This is a genomic window from Pararhodospirillum photometricum DSM 122 (genome assembly GCF_000284415.1).
Taxonomy (GTDB): domain Bacteria; phylum Pseudomonadota; class Alphaproteobacteria; order Rhodospirillales; family Rhodospirillaceae; genus Pararhodospirillum; species Pararhodospirillum photometricum.
The window spans coordinates 2,283,923-2,299,086 of record NC_017059.1 but is presented as its reverse complement, the minus strand read 5'-3'; the positions used below and the strand labels follow the sequence as shown (position 1 = coordinate 2,299,086).

The following is a 15,164-nucleotide window of genomic DNA, read 5'->3' as shown; positions in this document are numbered from 1 at the left end:
CTTAGGCCTCCGCCGTCACGGGAACGATGCACTTGGCGCCGCAGGGGCCGAGGCAGGCGCCGCAGCCGGTACAGAACGCGCTGTCGATACGCACGAAGGCGAGATCCTTGACCGCGCCGCTGGCGGTGGTGCGCTGGTCGCGGCGAACCACTTGGATGGCTGGGCAGCCGACGTGCAGGCAGTTGCCGCAGCCGGTGCACTGGTCTTCTTCGACTTTGAGGGCGGGGCGGGCCTTGTGGCGATGGGTGAGGACGCAGGGTTGGTTGGTGAGGATGACCGAGACGTCGTCCACCTGGATTTCGCTGCGGATCAGCTTGAACAGCTCGGGGAGCTGGTAGGGATCCACGGTGTGCAGGCGCTCTTCTTTGACGCCGAGGGCTTTGACCAGGGCGGCGAAGTCTACGCGGGGCGCGTCTTTGCCGTAGAGGTCGAGGCCGGTGCCGGGGTGCTCTTGGCCGCCGGTCATGCCGACGGCGCGGTTATCGAGGAGGAGCACGGTGACGTTGGCGCGGTTGTAGACGAGGTTGAGCAGGCCTTGCATGCCCATGTGCAAGAAGGTGGAATCGCCGATGACGGCGACCACGGCTTTGTTGGCATCGGGGCCGCTTTTGCCGACGGCGAGACCGTTGGCCAGGGTCAGCGAGGCGCCCATGCAGGTGCAGGTATCCATGGCGTCCCAGGGCTGGCCGGCGCCCAGGGTGTAGCAGCCGATATCGCCGCTGATGAGGATGGAGTTGCGCAGGCGCGATAGGCAGTAGAACGGCGAGAGGTGGGGGCAGCCGGGGCACATGGTGGGTGGGCGGGGGAAGACCTGGGCGGCGGCGGCGACGGCGGTTTGGGTCTCGGCCGGGGGCGTTGGGGCGGGTTCGCCGCGCAAGGTCCGCACGCCGGCGCGCAGCACGGTGACCGAGAGTTCGCCGAAGCGGGGCAGCACGTCTTTGCCGTGGACGCTGAGGCCGGCGGCGCGCAGTTCCTGCTCGATGAGGGGCTCGGTTTCCTCGATGACCAGCACCTTTTCGACCCCGGCGGCGAAGGCTCGGATGCGCTCCAGGGGCAGGGGGTAGCCGAGGCCCAGCTTGAGGAGCGGCACGTCGGGGAGGGCCTCGCGGGCCGAGAGGGCGGCGGGGCCGCTGGTGATCACGCCCAGGGAGGTATCGCTCCCTTCCCAGACCTGGGTCAGGTCGGTGGTTTCGGCGAACTCGGCGAGGGCGGCTTCGCGCTTGAACTGGGCGGGGATCATGGCCCGGGCGTTGCCGGGCAGCATGACCCAGCGCCGGGACTCCCGGATGAAGTGCCGCTCAGGCGCGGGACGGCGCGGGCCGACGGTGACCAGGGTCTTGACGTGGCAGACCCGGGTGGTCAGGCGCAGCAGCACCGGGCAGGAGTATTCTTCGGAGAGGACGAAGGCGGCCAGGGTAAAGGCGTGGGCTTCCTGGGCGTCGGCGGGCTCCAGCACCGGCAGGTGGGCGAAGCGGCCCCAGTAGCGGCTGTCTTGCTCGTTTTGGCTCGACGACAGGCCGACGTCGTCGGCGACGGCGATGACCAGACCGCCGTTGACGCCGGCTAGGGTCTGGCTCATCAGGGCGTCGGCTGCGACATTGAGGCCCACGTGCTTCATGGCGCAGAACGACCGCGCCCCGGCCAGCGAGGCGCCGATGGCCACTTCGAGGGCGACTTTTTCGTTGACGCCCCACTGGGCTTCCAGGTCGGGGTAGCCGCCCAGGACTTCCAGGATTTCCGTGGACGGCGTGCCGGGATAGGCGCTGGCCAAGGCCGCTCCTGCTTCCCATACCGCATGCGCCACGGCTTCGTTGCCGGACAGGAGGCGCTTGGCCCCGGTCTCGGTCACTGCGTTCATTGGCTGCTCTCCCCTGGTCCTTGGGTCCCTTGGCCCCCCAAAGCTTCATGACCGTTTTGGGGCGGCAGGATCCCTTAGCTCAATCGCCTTGGGGCCGCAATCCTTCTGCGGCGGGGAGGGGGAGCCGAAGGCGCCTTGACCGGTACCGCCTTGCTCTCCTCCCCCGGCGGCGAAAGCGTGTGGTCCACGCCCTACGCTTTTTGGGACGAACCCCTGGCGCCGCGTCTGACCCGCGATCTCGTGGGCTTCCTGCGCGCTGTCGGGCCGTTTGCCGGGGTTTTGGTCGGCGAGGCCGCCAGCGCACCGGCCGAGACCCTGGTGCTGACCCCGAGGCTGCTGCGCTTCCAGCATTACGTCTCGCCCAGTGCCCCCGGGATCACCGTGAGCCTCGAACTTTCGTTGTACGAGCCGGCCACCGACACCGTGCGCGTGCGTGCCACCTACACCGAGACCGTGCCTTTGGCCGATCCGGGACTGGAGGCCGCCGTCGAGGCCCAGGGCGAGGCCGTGCGGCGCATTTTCCTGCGCTTCATCCGCGATGTCGGGGCGCCAGCGGCATGACAAAGGTTTAAGGAAACGGCCACCGCCCGGTCAGGGGCCGGGCGTCATGATCCTTCTTGTCAGCGATCTTGCGGACAAGAGGAGACCCGCCATGAAACGCAACGCTTTTCTCATCTCGGCCCTGACCGCTTCGGCCGTTTCGTTTCCCGCGCTTGCCTTTGCTTTTGGCGGCCCCGGCAATTGCCCCGGCCCCATGGGCGGCCCCGGCGGCCTTGGTGGGCCCGGTGGCGATCCTGGCCTGATGCGCGAGGCCGTGGCCGCGACCAAGATTGATCTTGTGCGTGCCTTGGCCGCGGCTCGCGAGGTCGCCCCCGGCCCCGTCATCGCCGCCCACCTCGTGCCGTTCGCCGTGCCGGCCGCCCCGCGTGGCAACAGCTTCGCCCAGCCGCCGCTGGCTCCCACCTTTATGGTCACCATTCTCGACAAAGGCGTGCGGAGCGTGGTGAGCGTCGATGGGGCCACCGGCAAGGCCAGCGTGGCCGGCACCGCCACCGGAATTCTGGCCCAGCCCGGCCATCCGGGGATGGGCATGGGGATGGGCATGCCGGGCGGGCGTCAGGGCCGCGGGCCGTTCGGGCCGCCCGTCGATCTGACCGGCACCAAGATTGATGCGCTTCAGGCCGTCGAGGCCGCTACCAAGGCCGTCAAGGGAGGCAAGGTGGCGATGGTCAAGGGGGTCGAGCGCGACGGCGACAAGGCGTGGCTGGTGGGCATCGCCACGCAGGCCGACACGGCTCCGGCCGAGGGGGCGGGCCCGGGGGCAGCGTTTACCCTGGTCTTTGTTGACCCCGAGAGTGGCGCGATCTTGAATACCCAGGAACGTCAGCCCGGCATGGGGCCGGGGCGCGGCTGGAACTGAGCCCCAGAAGGGAAGGCTGGGGAGGCTTGCCTCCCCAGACCCCTCCTTTCTTTAAGGAAGCATGGCGATGCGTATTCTGGTGATCGAGGACGACCCCGAGGTTTCGGCCCACCTTCTCAAAGGTCTGCGCGAGGCCGGGCATGTGGTCGATGGCGTGACCCAGGGGCGCGACGGCTTGTTTCAGGCGGCCACCGAGGCTTATGACCTGCTCATCGTCGATCGCATGCTGCCGGGGGTGGATGGTCTCACCATCATTCGCACGTTGCGGGCCTCCGACAACACGGTGCCGGTTCTCATCCTCTCGGCTTTGGGCGAGGTGGATGATCGGGTCAAGGGTTTGCGGGCCGGGGGCGACGACTATCTGGTCAAGCCCTTTGCCTTTTCCGAATTGCTGGCCCGCCTCGATGCCCTGGCGCGCCGCGCCCAAAACACCGAGGGCGAGCCCACCCGTTTGCGGGCCGGCGAGTTGGAGATGGACCTGTTGTCGCGGCGCGTCACCCGGGCGGCTAAGGTCATCGACCTGCAACCCCGCGAATTCCGCTTGCTGGAATACCTGATGCGCCACGCCGGGCAGGTGGTGACGCGTACCATGTTGCTGGAAAACGTGTGGGATTATCACTTCGATCCCCAGACCAACGTGGTGGATGTGCATATCAGTCGGCTACGGCGCAAAATTGATGAGGGCTTCGACAAGCCCTTCTTGGAAACCGTGCGGGGTGCCGGCTATGTCCTCCTTACCGGCGAAGCCTGACCGTTGGCGCTGGCGCCTGATGCCGCGCAGCACCACGCTGCGCATTGCCCTGAGCTTCATCTTGCTGTTCGGCGGCGGCTCGGCCTTGCTGCTGGGCGGCGTGTTTTTTGCCACCTCGCGGTTTTTGCTGGCCCAGGTCGATCAGGCCATCGAGGAAGACGTGGCGCTCCTGCTCAATGCCGCACGCGAGCGGGGGCCGCGGGCGGTGGCCGGGCTGGTGGTGCGCCGCGCCCGGCTGGCCGGCGAGGCCCGCTCGGTGTTCTTGCTGGCTGACGCCGCCGAGACCGAGACCCTTTCCCCTTCGTTCTCCGGGGCCGGAGACAAACCTGTGACCGCATTCCCGGTGGGCACCCGTCTGACCGTGCGCTTGCTCCAGGTGGGGGAGGCTCCCGCTGCCGCTCCCCTGTCGTCCGCCCTGCCGCTCGTGTCCGGTGCGGGGCCGGCCCTGGCCTCGGCTTCCCTTGCGCCTGGGGGGACGGCTGATTTGGGAGGGGACAGCGGGGTCGAGGAAGCGCCGGCGCTGACTGGGGCGGTGCGCGCGACCGGGGGCGGCGCTTTGCCGCTGGTGGAGACACCCCTTGGCGTCCTCGCCTTGCGCGGGACCCTGAGTGCGGCGCCCGGGACGCCGGTTGTGCTTCAGGTTGTGGCGGTCCAGCCTCCGGTGGTTTCCGCGCCTCCCCCCCCGGCCGGCGCGACCGGGCCGTTTCAAACGCCCTCCGCCGGCTGGCCAGCCTTGCAGGAAAGTTTGGCGCTGTTGGAGGGCGAGGCCTCGGTCCTGCTCGACAAGGTGCCGCGCCTGGGGCCAGCCTTGACCGCCGCCGTGACCAGCTTTGTGGCAGCCCAGCGTCCGGGCGCCGAGGGGGGGCGCTGGCCGGGGGAGGAGGCCGTGCGGGCGTTGGAGCGTACCGGCCGGCGCGGCGCCGACCTCGCTCGGGCGCTGGTCCGGGAGGCCGAAGACCTGGGGCCGCAGCCTTTGGAGCGCGACGGGGCATCCTGGGTTGTCCACACCGTGCCGCTTTGGCACGCGGGCGAGATCACGCCCATTCGCCTGATCACCCGGCGCGGCGGTGCCGAGGCCGACGAGGAGGGGACAGGCGGTGCGGGGCGAGAGGGGGAGCGCTTTTGGGTCGAGGTGAGCTTGTCGCGCCTGGGGCCCTTGCAAATTGATGGGCTTTATCGGCGGACGGGCCGTCAGCTTGACTTGGTGATCCGCACGGCCCGGCCGTTTCCCACCGCCGACCGTCAGCGGCTCACGGCCTTGACGCATGAGGCGGTGACAGCCTTGGGACTAAGCGGCAGTCTGCGCTTTGAGACCACCCGGCCCCCGGCCCCGCCGGTTCCTGTCGCTCCCTTGGGGGGAGAGGGGCGCGGGCTGATTGCTTGAAAGGCTGGGCAGGCCGCGGCGCCGCCTTCCCAGCCTCCTTGGCCTCAGGTGCTAAAGCCGGCTTCGGCGAGCAGGCGATAGAAGTCGCGCACGGCCGCGTCGCGGTCGGGCTCGGCAATATCCAGGGTAAAGTTTTCGACAAAGCTGGGCTGGCGCAAGTGGTGCAGCACGCGCATGCGCGCGATGGACAGGGCCTTGCCCTCCATGAGCACGCCCGAGCCGCAGAACTTGACCAGCCGCAGGGCGCGCATGCGCAAGGGATCGCCCGGGGCATCGAGGCGCTCGACGACTTCGTTGTCGATAAGGTAGCGGGCCAGCAGGTCGTCGAGACGACCAATCACGCGGGTGCGCAGGACCTCGGGCAGGCACGAGGCGTCGAGGGCGCGCTGGATGCTGGTGACGATGCGCAGTTTTTCCGTGGTGGAGAGGCGGGCGTCCACGAAGTGGTGGATATCGGCGGCCAGTTTGACGACCTGCACGATTTCCTCGGACACCGCCGTCATGTGCTGATCCCCGTCGCCGGCCTGGGCCACCGCGATCAGGTAGTGCATGCGCCGGGCATTGTCGCGCAGCAGGTTGGAAACGCCCTCAATGGACATGCGCCAGCCGACCTGACCACCTTGCTCAAGGCGCAGGGCATAGCGTCGGGTCAGGGCGCCGGCCACCGCCGCGCCGCCCACCACGCCCTCGCGGCCCACCAGACGCAGCACCAGGGCGCAGAACGCCTCGTGTTCCTTGGTTGGGTCGTTGCGGGACAGGGGTTGGCGGCCGCCCAACTCGCGGGTGACGCGGTCGAGCAAGACGGTGAGGCCGGCGGGCAGACGGCCTTCTTGGAACAACCGGCGCAGGACCTTGATGGTGTCGGGCTCGGCTTGGACCCCGGTGCTGTCTGGTTTGCCGTCGATCAGGTCGAGCAGGCCGATCAGGGCCGAGGAGAGGTTGGGGCGCGAGCCCAGGAGTTCCTGCACGACTTGGCTCACCGCCAGCACGTCGGCGATGAAGCCGTCGAGGATCAGCAGCACGTCGCGCGACAAGTCGTCCGTCAGGCAGTTGAGGAGGATCTCAAGCTTGCCCAGGAAGTTGCGTTCCTTGTAGCACTCGCGGGCGATGACATGGCGTAGCAGCGCTTCTTGTTCGTCGTGGACAAAGGCGCACTTACCAACCGCGGCGAGCACCTTGCGAAACTCGGAGAGTTCCAGGCGCCACAGGAGTTTTTCGCCCTCGTTGCGGCGCGAGCGACGGCCGATTTCGTCGATCCAGCGATAGATGTCGTCACGGCGCTGCTTGGGGTCGAGGTCGGGGGTCATGCGGCAATGCAAGGTGACCACCCGGTCCACGGCGGCGGGCAGGAGCATGGCGTCCATGTCCTGGAACCGCGACAATGGCGAATAGCAATACAACAGTTCGGAGGGGATCACGAACTGTTGCTCCAGGTATTTCTTGATCAGGCGCCCCATCGCCATCCGGCTTTCGAGGCGATAAAGATCCTCGGCGGCCTGACACAAGGGAACATCGTCAATGGGCGTGATGCGCAAGGGCTGCTGCGAGACTTCGCGAACCATTTCCTCAAACACAACCTTTTCACGATGCAGGCCATCGGGACCCACACGATCATTCACAACGCGAGCGCCGTCAACCTGTCCGCTCTTGGCATGGCGGCGGGCGGCGGTGGTCGCGCCGGATTCATCGTCGTAGATTTCCTCGGTGATCCAGCGTTTGTCTTTGTAGATCTGGACTTCGTATTTAGACACCGCTTTGTCCCCCGCGTTGGCCTCAATGCCTTCTGCCCGGTCCAGCCCCTGCCCAGGGCTGCTCCGTTTGCTGCCTCGTGCCGTGCTCGACCTAAGGATAAACGGAGGTGGGCAAAAGAGACAATCGTCCCGATGACTTCTCGGTCAGGCTTTGAATGGTCCCGGCGTGTTTAACCGGAGTTTACGCGCTGTTCGTGCACAAGAATCGGTCAAGACCCCTCCGGGGTGAAGTCTTTGGGGGGACTCGCCTGTTTTCCTGGGGAATGAGCCTTCTCTTCCCAGCCTCCCGTTGGGGTCTGTTGCCAATAGTGCAAGGCCAGCCCCAGGTCGCGGGCCTCACGCCATTGGCTGCGGGCCCGGGCCACGGCGTCGTCATCCCGGCCATCAAACAACACCAAAGAGCGCTCAAAGCCCTCAAAGGTGCGGGGCCACACTCCGTCGAGCAAAAACAAAAAACAAGCACCGTTGGGGACGTCCTCATCGCAGGTGAGCCAAATCGGCTGGCGCGCGGCCTGACCATCGCGTGCTGCACCATGGGGCAGCCACGACGCCGGGTCAAACGTCCACAGCAGGCCATCCAGGGCTTCCACGCGCTCCAGCGATCCGGCCCGCACCACCGCCCGGCGTCCCCCTTGTGTTGCCTTCAGAAGAAGACGTGGCAGCGCTTCTTCCAGCGGCAAGGTTCGCAGGTGATAAAAATCCATCCGGCAACCGGTCATCGTGGGATCTCGGCACCCTCGGCCAAGCGCCGCAGGCGGGCCGCGTCAAGCACCACCACCGTGCCCGAGCGGGGCAGCCCAATCAGGCCGTCCTGGCGAAACCGGGTCAAGGTCCGGCTGACGGTTTCGATGGTCAGGCCCAGGTAGTCGGCCACGTCGGCCCGGCCCATGGGGACCAGCACCGGGCTTGCCGGTTCCCCGCGCTCCTGGGCCCGCTCCGCAAGGCTCACCAAAAACGACGCCAGCTTTTCCGGGGCGCTCTTGCGTCCCAGCAACAGGACTTGGTCCTCATAGCGCGCCAGACGCGCAAGCGCCCGGCGCAACACGAGGCGCTCCAAGGTGGGCGCCTGCGGCAACAGGGCTTCCAGGCGGGCCAAGGGAAACCGGCACAACTCCACCGGCGTCACCGCTTCCGCCGTTGCGCCGTGTACGCTCCCCGCCGCAAAGCCGAACAGGTCGCCGCGAAAGAAAAAGCCCGTAATCTGACGCCGGCCGTCTTGCATCATTTTGTAGAGTTTTATGGCGCCGGCCACCGGGGTGTACAGGTAAAGGGCCCGGTCGCCTTCGGTGAACAAGGTTTCATGGGCATCCAGGCGCACGGTGGTTTGCAGGGCGATCAAGGCAAGGCGTTCGCGCTCGGGCAGGTCGCGACATAGGGCCAAGCCTCCCAGGCCGCAGGGCTGGCAGGGATCAAAGGGGGCGTTGTCCGGCGGGCCGGCGGGGGGAGGCGCTGACGCCATGGCCGCTCCTCCTGGGTCTGGGGGGGGAGAGAGGGGGATCATGATCCGGTTGATCCAGGTCAATTTGGCGCGCCCGGGTCCGGGGTGCAAGGGGGTTTGGGCGGCGGCGGCGGATCGTCGAACAAGATGCGCTCGGCGGCCCCGTCCAGATCGTCGAACTGACCGTTGCCCAGGGCCCACAAAAAGGCCAAAAGTCCCAGGGCGCCCATGCCCAGGGCCAAGGGAATCAAAAACAGCAAGACATCCATGCGGGGCCTCCCCGGCTCATGCCAAGCGTCGCCCCACCCGCAGGGCGTTGAGGGTGACGACAAGACTCGACCCACTCATCAACGCGGCCGCGATCAACGGCGTGACCTCGCCTAGCATCGCAAGCGGGACCAGGGCGAGGTTATAAACCAGAGAGAACGCGAGGTTCTGTCGGATCACCGCTTCGCTCTGGCGTGCCACCTGCCACGCCTCCATCACCGAGATCAACCGTTCGCCCTGGAAAACGATGTCGGCCACGGTGCGGGCCAGATCAAGGGCCGTGGTCGGCGACATCGACACCGAGGCCCCCGCCAGGGCCGGCGCATCGTTAAGCCCATCGCCCACCATCAGCACCCGGTGTCCATCGGCGGCCAGATCGGCCAGCCGGGCCGCCTTGTCGGCCGGCGAGCGCCCCGCCCACCACACCCCCAAGCCCACTTGCTGGGCGATGGTGGCCACCACCGCCGGGCGATCGCCCGAGAGCACCTCAACGCCCATACCCTGGCGGCGCAAGGCACGGATGGTTTCGCGGGCATCGGCGCGCGGCCGGTCCTCGAACACAAAGCGCACCAAGGGGCGGCCCGGTCGGGCGAACCACAGTTCGGGTCCAGGCGGTCCGGCCTCCTCGGGATCGAGAAGATCCTGGGCCGGCAACACCACGCTGTCCCCGGCCTCCAGGCAAAAGGCCCGGGCCCCCAGGTGGGTTTGGCCCAGCGGCCCGGCCCAGGACAGCCCCTCCCCCGGATGCTCGCGCACCCCGGCCAGGGGGGCCACCGGACCCGCGGCGCGCACCAGGGCGCGGGCCAGGGGATGGCGGCTGTTGGCGGCCACCGCCGCCGCCGCCAGCAGGTCGGCCGCGTCCCAGCCCAGGGGCAAGGAGGGGGTCGCCGGATGCAGGTCTGGGGTGCCGGTGGTCAAGGTGCCCGTCTTGTCGAACACCACATGGTCAATGCGCGCCAGACGCTCTAGCGCGGTCGGGGATTTCACCAAGATGCCCCGGCGCAGCAGGCGGCCACAGGCCACCACCCCCACGGCGGGCGCCGCCAGGGCCAGGGCGCAGGGGCAGGTGACAATCAAAACCGCGGTGGCGATCATCACCGCCTCGGAGAGCGCCGCCCCCGCTCCTTGCCACCAGCCAAAAAAGGTGGCCAGCGCCAGCAGGTGCACCCCCGGGCCATACAGGCGGGCCACCCGGTCGGCCAGCGCCACATAACGCGCCTTGCCCTGGGTCGCGGTTTCCATCAGGCGAACGATATCGGCCAGCACCGTGTCGGGCCCCAAGGCCTCGGTCCGCAGGCGCAAGGGGCCCTCGCGGTTAACGGTGCCGGCGAACACCGGGCTTCCTGGTCCCACCGGCTGGGGCAGGCTTTCGCCGGTCAGCATGCTGGCATCAATCGAGGACAGGCCCTCCAGCACCGTGCCATCCACCCCGATGCGCTCGCCCGTGGCCACCAGCACGATATCGCCGCGCCGGACCTTCCCCGGTGGGCGCTGCACCGGACGACCCTCGGCATCCAGCACGGTCAGGGCCGCCGCCTCCAGGCCCAGCCACTGCCCCGCCATGCGCCGCGCCCGGCTGCGCGCCCGGTTTTCCAGCACCCGTCCCACCAGCAAGAAGAACAACAGCATGGTGGCGGCATCAAAGTAGGCGTGTTCGCCGCCCTGGGCCGTTTCGGCCAGACTGACCGCCGTGGCCAGCACCACGGCCAGGGTGATGGGCACGTCCATGGTCACGTGGCCAGCCCGCAAGGCCTGGAGGGCGGGTCGGGCAAAGGGTCCCACGGCATATAGCACCGCCGGCACCGCGATCAGGGCCGAGAGCCAGTGCATCAGGTCGCGGGTCAGCGGCCCCATGCCGGCCCCCGACCACACCCCGGCCGAAAGCATCATGATGTTGCCCGCCGCAAACCCGGCCACGGCCAGGGCTCGCATCAGGCGCCGCGACTGGGTGATCTCGGCCCGGTCGAGGCGTTCGGGGTCAAAAGGGATCAGGCGATAGCCGATGCGCCACACCGGCTCTAAAATCCGTCCCACCCCCAGGTCGGCGCCGGCCTCCAAGGCGGCGGTCGCGGTCAGGGGATCACTGGGGGTGGGGATGAAGCGCAAGGTCAGGCGGCGCGTCGTCATGTTAAGCCGGGCCCACAGCACCTCGGGCTGGCGCGCTAGGAGATGCTCGATCAACCAGACGCAGGCGGCGCACTGGAGGCCCTCGATCATCAGGGCCAGCGACGCCTCGGCGGTGCCATCAGGGCGGGGCTCCAGGCGCAGGTGACCCTCAAAGCCCGGGATCTCCAGGGGATCGGGGGTGAGGGGGCGCGCCGTGGGGTCCAGGCAGCGGCGCTCGTAATACCCCCCAAGGCCGCTCCCCTCAATCAGGGCACGCGCGGCTTGGCAGCCGGCACAGCAGTAGTCGGGGCCGCCCGCCGACCCCGGGGGGACCGGCTGACCGCAATGAAGACAGGCGCGCAAGAGCGTTGCTCCCAGGGTGCAGGGGACTGCCGTCAATAGCGCTATCCGAGGGGCTTGCTCAAGGCCCCCTTGGGGTCACGGTAGGACATCAGGTGTAAGAAAAAGGGAAGGCTGGGGAGGCGGGCCTCCCCAGACCCCTCGTTCATGGTCGCCCTTCACGGTGAGGGATGCCCCAGGAATGGAGGGGTCTGGGGAGGCCCGCCTCCCCAGCCTTCCTTTTTTGTCGTTTCTGGTCAGCCCCCTCCTCACCCGATGGCCCAAGGTCACGGGGCCGGCACCACGACCCGCTGGCGCAGGCGGGCCACGCTGCCGTCGTCGCGTCCCGCCGCGAAGCGGATCTCCCACAGTCCCGGCGCCGGCAGGTTGACCGTGCCTTGCCAGCGTCCCGGCGTGGTCTCGGCCAGCAGCAAGGCGCGGTCTAAGCGGGCGTCGGCCGGGCGGCGCAGATCCGCCGTCGCCTGTAAGCCGGTGATGGGCGTGCCGTGCGGGTCATCAACCTCTGCCGTGACGTGGACCGGCCAACCGCCGTTTGTCGGCTGGCCCGGAACGACGCGCACCTGTGGTGTCCACCCCAGGCGCTCCTGGGCCTCGGCGCGGGCGATTTCGCGGTTATAGGTCAGGCCCTCGGTGTAGGCCGAGGTCGTGCTGAAGCCGCCGAAGGTGGCGTTGGCCAGGAAGAGCAAGGTGGCGTTGACCGCCAACACCACCGCGAAGCCGCCCCCCAGGACCCAAGGAATCCAGCGCCCCCGGGCCAGGGGGGAGACCGAGGAAGAAGATGCGCTCATCAGAACCTCCCATCACGGGCGCGCAAACAAACTAGGCGCTTCCAGGCGTTGGCCGGTCGCGGTGTCGGTCAAGATCAAGGTCACCTCCGTGTCCCCCGTGCCCCGGGGTAGGGAGACGAACACACGAAACTGGCCGACCCGTGCCGGGCCCACCGCGATCTCAAGAGGTCCCTGGGCCGGCTGGGGGTGGTCGGGGGTTTCGAGCCGCGCTCCCAGCGGGCCGTCCACTTCCAGACGAAAGCGTGCGTCCTGGCGGGCCATGTTCAGGATCTTGAGGGTGTAGGCGTTGCGGATCGAGCCATCGGCCAGGGTCACGAACAACGGGCTGCGTTCGTGCAATACCGTGAGATCCAAGCGGGCGCGCGTCGCCAAGCTCCAGGCGAGCGCCGTCGCCAGGGCCCCGAGAACCAAGGCATAGATCAGGAGTCGCGGCCGCCGCCAGCCCCGGGGCTCGGGCCGCCCGGCCGCGCGGGCCGCGATCCGCGCCTGGGAGTCGTAGGCGATCAGGCCCTCGGGCAGGTCGTAGCGGCGCATGATCTGGGCACAGGCATCCACGCACAAGGCACAGCCGAATGCAGGCGAGTTGCTGACCCGCCCGGATATCCACGCCGGTCGGGCAGACCTGCACGCACAAACCGCAGTCCACGCAGTGGCCGCGTTGGCTGAAATCGGCGTTTTTGCGATACGGCGCGCGCGGTTCCCCCCGGGCCGCCAGATACGTGACCACCCGCGAGTGTTCGTCGGTCATCGCCCCTTGAAAGCGGCCATAGGGACACATGTAAATGCACACCTGCTCGCGGGCGTAGCCGGCCAGCAAGAAGCAAAAGCCGCCGACCACGGCAATGCTGGTATAGGGGAGCAGCCCGGCCTGTCCGCTTAGGACCGAGATCCAGGCGGCCGCCGGGTCGGGCAGGAAATAGAGGGTGAACCCAACGCCCACCCCGGCCGAGATCAGCGCCCACACAAAGGTTTTGAGCCCCTTGCGCCCCAGTTTTTTCAAGGTCCACGGCGCCTTGTCGAGGGCGATGCGCGCCGGCCGCTCGCCTTCGATCTTCCGTTCCAGCATCACGAACAAATCGGTGAACACCGTCTGGAAGCAGGCAAAGCCGCACCACACCCGACCCGCCAGGGCCGTGGCGAAAAACAGCAGCAAGGCGGCGAACACCAAAAGAGCCGTCAGGTAGTAAACCTCCTGAGGCCACAACTCAAGATTAAAAAGATAGGCCCGGCGCCCCGGCAGATCCAAAAAGATCGCCTGATCTGGCACCCCGGGGCCGCGATCCCAGCGCAACCACGGTCCCCCCCAAAAAATCCCCAACAACACAACCATTGCCAGGGTTTTCAGGCGGCGAAAGGGACCGGTGATGGAGCGGGGATAAATCTTGCGGTGCGCCGCATAAACCCCGGCGTCGTCGGGGGTGGAGGGCTGGAGATCCTGTGTCACCCTGGCATCCCTCCGTTTCAATCTCCTTTAGGAGGTATACGGCAGCGACGCTGGGGTCACAAGATCAATTTTAATCATTACAATTGAAGCCCCAACAGAATGAGGGGTCTGGGGAGGCCGCGCCTCCCCAGCCTGCCTTTTACTCCCTTGGGGCAGGGGGACACGGGGAGGTGCCCGTCCACCGCTGAACCAAACCGCTGTCGATATCGAGCAGGTCGAGCGCCCGGCCCACGGTCTGATCCACCATCTCCAAAAGCGTGGTCGGGCGCTGGTAGAAAGCCGGGACCGGCGGCATCACAATGGCGCCGGCGGCAGTGGCCCGGGTCATGAGGTCGAGGTGGCCCAGGTGAAGGGGCGTTTCACGAACCAGCAGAACCAGCCGGCGGCGCTCCTTGAGGCAGACATCGGCGGCGCGCACCGTGAGGTTGTCGCTATAGCAGTTCACAATGCCCGACAAGGTCTTGATCGAGCACGGCGCCACGATCATCCCCAAGGTCTTGAACGATCCACTGGCCAGCGATGCCCCAATGTCGCGGTGGTCATGCACCACGTCAGCCAAGGCGCGGAGGGCAACGGGCGAGACATCGGTTTCGGCGGCCAGGGTACGCAAGGCCGCCTGCGACAAGATCAAGTGCCGCTCCACGTCAGGGACTCGGCTCAGGGCCAGCAAGAGCCGAACCCCGTAAATCGCTCCCGACGCGCCGGACAGGGCCACGATCACTCGGCGGGTCACGCCTCCCCCCGCCACTTGAGGGAACATCCCAGGGAGGGCACCTGGGGGGTTGGCACGTGGGTGGGATCGGCCGCTACCGTCCGCATGGCCTGAAGCAACTCGCGCGGGGCGTCGGGCGGCGGTGGGTCCTTGCGGCCCTCGTCCAGCCGGCCCCGGTACTTAAGGCGCAGTCCCCGGTCATAGCCAAAGAAATCGGGGGTGCACACCGCGCCAAAGGCTCGGGCCACTGCCTGCGTCTCGTCATAGAGGTAGGGGAAGGAAAAATCGTGGTCCCGGGCAAAGACTTTCATCAGATCCGGCGCGTCCTCGGGATAAGCCTCAATGTCATTGGGCATGATCGCCACCACCCCCACGCCCTCGGCCTGCAACAGCCGGGCATCGGCGACAAAGCGCCCGATCATGCCTTTCACATAGGGGCAGTGGTTGCACAAAAAGGCGACCAGCAGGCCCCGGGGGCCGCGGACGTCGTCTTGCGACCACAAGCGCCCGGTGAGGGGTTCGGGCAGGCTGAAGGGGGGACAGGGGCGGTCAATCTCGACATCGGGGGTCTCGGTGCGGGCCATCGGCGGGATCCTTGGCGCGAAGGTCTGGGCTTCATAGAAGGGGAGGGGGGCGGCTTGGGTCAAGTTCTGGAGCACAGGCCGGGAACGCGGGCAAAAGGGAAGGCTGGGGAGGCTCGCCTCCCCAGACCCCTCCGATCCTGAGGCCTTCCCTCAACGCGAAGGGCCAGCGGGACCGAGGGGTCTGGGGAGGCAAGCCTCCCCAGCCTTCCTTTGTCCCAGTCACTCCCGAAGCAACGGAATGTTCATCTTCCCGGCGTGTTATGACCCTTCCTGAGTTTGGCCCTGGGAGGACACGGCGGCC

14 protein-coding genes and 1 pseudogene are annotated in these 15,164 nt (G+C 67.8%); 4 read left to right on the top strand and 11 right to left on the bottom strand.

Annotated elements, in window-relative coordinates; translation table 11 throughout:
• Position 1 precedes the first annotated feature (1 nt).
• Positions 2 to 1,858: a thiamine pyrophosphate-dependent enzyme gene (locus tag RSPPHO_RS10290; RefSeq protein WP_014415186.1), complete on the bottom strand. Its 1,857-nt coding sequence runs from the start codon at positions 1,856 to 1,858 to the stop codon at positions 2 to 4.
• Between the two features lie 135 nt (positions 1,859 to 1,993).
• Between RSPPHO_RS10290 and RSPPHO_RS10285 the strand changes: the two genes are divergently transcribed.
• The 4 genes from RSPPHO_RS10285 (at position 1,994) to RSPPHO_RS10270 (ending at position 5,413) form a co-directional block, all read left to right on the top strand.
• Positions 1,994 to 2,419: an ABC-type transport auxiliary lipoprotein family protein gene (locus RSPPHO_RS10285; protein WP_014415185.1), complete on the top strand. Its 426-nt coding sequence runs from the start codon at positions 1,994 to 1,996 to the stop codon at positions 2,417 to 2,419.
• 91 nt (positions 2,420 to 2,510) lie between these two features.
• Positions 2,511 to 3,278, top strand: coding sequence for a PepSY domain-containing protein (locus tag RSPPHO_RS10280; RefSeq protein ID WP_051013820.1), 768 nt, complete (start codon positions 2,511 to 2,513; stop codon positions 3,276 to 3,278).
• Positions 3,279 to 3,345: 67 nt separating this feature from the next.
• Positions 3,346 to 4,029, top strand: coding sequence for a winged helix-turn-helix domain-containing protein (locus tag RSPPHO_RS10275; protein ID WP_041795036.1), 684 nt, complete (start codon positions 3,346 to 3,348; stop codon positions 4,027 to 4,029).
• Positions 4,004 to 5,413, top strand: a complete 1,410-nt coding sequence (locus tag RSPPHO_RS10270) for a hypothetical protein (RefSeq protein ID WP_041795031.1) — start codon at positions 4,004 to 4,006, stop codon at positions 5,411 to 5,413. Before RSPPHO_RS10275 ends, RSPPHO_RS10270 begins: the two co-directional genes overlap by 26 nt.
• Positions 5,414 to 5,457: 44 nt before the next feature.
• Here the strand turns inward: RSPPHO_RS10270 and RSPPHO_RS10265 are convergent, their stop codons facing one another.
• From RSPPHO_RS10265 to RSPPHO_RS10225, 10 genes and pseudogenes are all read right to left on the bottom strand, one after another.
• Entirely contained in the window at positions 5,458 to 7,164 is a 1,707-nt protein-coding gene (locus tag RSPPHO_RS10265; protein WP_014415180.1) for a hypothetical protein, read from the bottom strand.
• Between the two features lie 209 nt (positions 7,165 to 7,373).
• Positions 7,374 to 7,883 carry a DNA polymerase III subunit chi gene (locus tag RSPPHO_RS10260; RefSeq protein ID WP_014415179.1) on the bottom strand — a complete coding sequence of 170 codons (510 nt, stop codon included), beginning with the start codon at positions 7,881 to 7,883 and terminating at the stop codon, positions 7,374 to 7,376.
• Positions 7,880 to 8,623, bottom strand: a complete 744-nt coding sequence (locus RSPPHO_RS10255; RefSeq protein WP_051013819.1) for a Crp/Fnr family transcriptional regulator — start codon at positions 8,621 to 8,623, stop codon at positions 7,880 to 7,882. The genes RSPPHO_RS10260 and RSPPHO_RS10255 overlap by 4 nt, the downstream gene beginning before the upstream one ends.
• Before the next feature lie 59 nt (positions 8,624 to 8,682).
• Positions 8,683 to 8,871 (bottom strand): cbb3-type cytochrome oxidase assembly protein CcoS, encoded by a 189-nt coding sequence (ccoS, locus tag RSPPHO_RS10250; RefSeq protein WP_041795029.1) that lies wholly within the window; start codon positions 8,869 to 8,871, stop codon positions 8,683 to 8,685.
• 16 nt (positions 8,872 to 8,887) lie between these two features.
• On the bottom strand, positions 8,888 to 11,338 hold the full coding sequence (locus RSPPHO_RS10245; RefSeq protein ID WP_162138094.1) for a heavy metal translocating P-type ATPase metal-binding domain-containing protein: 2,451 nt from the start codon (positions 11,336 to 11,338) through the stop codon (positions 8,888 to 8,890).
• Between the two features lie 263 nt (positions 11,339 to 11,601).
• The gene (locus RSPPHO_RS10240) at positions 11,602 to 12,123 is read right to left on the bottom strand and encodes a FixH family protein (RefSeq protein ID WP_014415175.1); all 522 of its coding nucleotides are present in this window, start codon (positions 12,121 to 12,123) and stop codon (positions 11,602 to 11,604) included.
• 12 nt (positions 12,124 to 12,135) lie between these two features.
• On the bottom strand, positions 12,136 to 12,657 hold the full coding sequence (locus RSPPHO_RS21035) for a FixG Ig-like domain-containing protein (RefSeq protein ID WP_242390473.1): 522 nt from the start codon (positions 12,655 to 12,657) through the stop codon (positions 12,136 to 12,138).
• A gap of 91 nt (positions 12,658 to 12,748) precedes the next feature.
• A pseudogene (locus RSPPHO_RS21030) lies at positions 12,749 to 13,453 on the bottom strand (4Fe-4S binding protein); the annotation flags it as partial.
• Positions 13,454 to 13,706: 253 nt separating this feature from the next.
• Complete coding sequence (locus RSPPHO_RS10230; RefSeq protein WP_014415173.1) at positions 13,707 to 14,327, bottom strand: UbiX family flavin prenyltransferase; 621 nt, start codon at positions 14,325 to 14,327, stop codon at positions 13,707 to 13,709.
• On the bottom strand, positions 14,297 to 14,863 hold the full coding sequence (locus RSPPHO_RS10225; RefSeq protein WP_041795028.1) for a thioredoxin family protein: 567 nt from the start codon (positions 14,861 to 14,863) through the stop codon (positions 14,297 to 14,299). The genes RSPPHO_RS10230 and RSPPHO_RS10225 overlap by 31 nt, the downstream gene beginning before the upstream one ends.
• Between the last annotated feature and the right edge of the window lie 301 nt (positions 14,864 to 15,164).

What these genes read in the sequence shown, in the direction of transcription:
- RSPPHO_RS10290 (WP_014415186.1), bottom strand. Translation starts at nt 1,858, where the DNA reads ATGAACGCAGTGACCGAGACCGGGGCCAAGCGCCTCCTGTCCGGCAAC.
- RSPPHO_RS10230 (WP_014415173.1), bottom strand. Translation starts at nt 14,327, where the DNA reads ATGTTCCCTCAAGTGGCGGGGGGAGGCGTGACCCGCCGAGTGATCGTG.
- RSPPHO_RS10260 (WP_014415179.1), bottom strand. Translation starts at nt 7,883, where the DNA reads ATGACCGGTTGCCGGATGGATTTTTATCACCTGCGAACCTTGCCGCTG.
- RSPPHO_RS10255 (WP_051013819.1), bottom strand. Translation starts at nt 8,623, where the DNA reads ATGGCGTCAGCGCCTCCCCCCGCCGGCCCGCCGGACAACGCCCCCTTT.
- RSPPHO_RS21035 (WP_242390473.1), bottom strand. Translation starts at nt 12,657, where the DNA reads ATGCGCCGCTACGACCTGCCCGAGGGCCTGATCGCCTACGACTCCCAG.
- RSPPHO_RS10225 (WP_041795028.1), bottom strand. Translation starts at nt 14,863, where the DNA reads ATGGCCCGCACCGAGACCCCCGATGTCGAGATTGACCGCCCCTGTCCC.
- RSPPHO_RS10240 (WP_014415175.1), bottom strand. Translation starts at nt 12,123, where the DNA reads ATGAGCGCATCTTCTTCCTCGGTCTCCCCCCTGGCCCGGGGGCGCTGG.
- RSPPHO_RS10280 (WP_051013820.1), top strand. Translation starts at nt 2,511, where the DNA reads ATGAAACGCAACGCTTTTCTCATCTCGGCCCTGACCGCTTCGGCCGTT.
- ccoS (WP_041795029.1), bottom strand. Translation starts at nt 8,871, where the DNA reads ATGGATGTCTTGCTGTTTTTGATTCCCTTGGCCCTGGGCATGGGCGCC.
- RSPPHO_RS10275 (WP_041795036.1), top strand. Translation starts at nt 3,346, where the DNA reads ATGCGTATTCTGGTGATCGAGGACGACCCCGAGGTTTCGGCCCACCTT.
- RSPPHO_RS10270 (WP_041795031.1), top strand. Translation starts at nt 4,004, where the DNA reads ATGTCCTCCTTACCGGCGAAGCCTGACCGTTGGCGCTGGCGCCTGATG.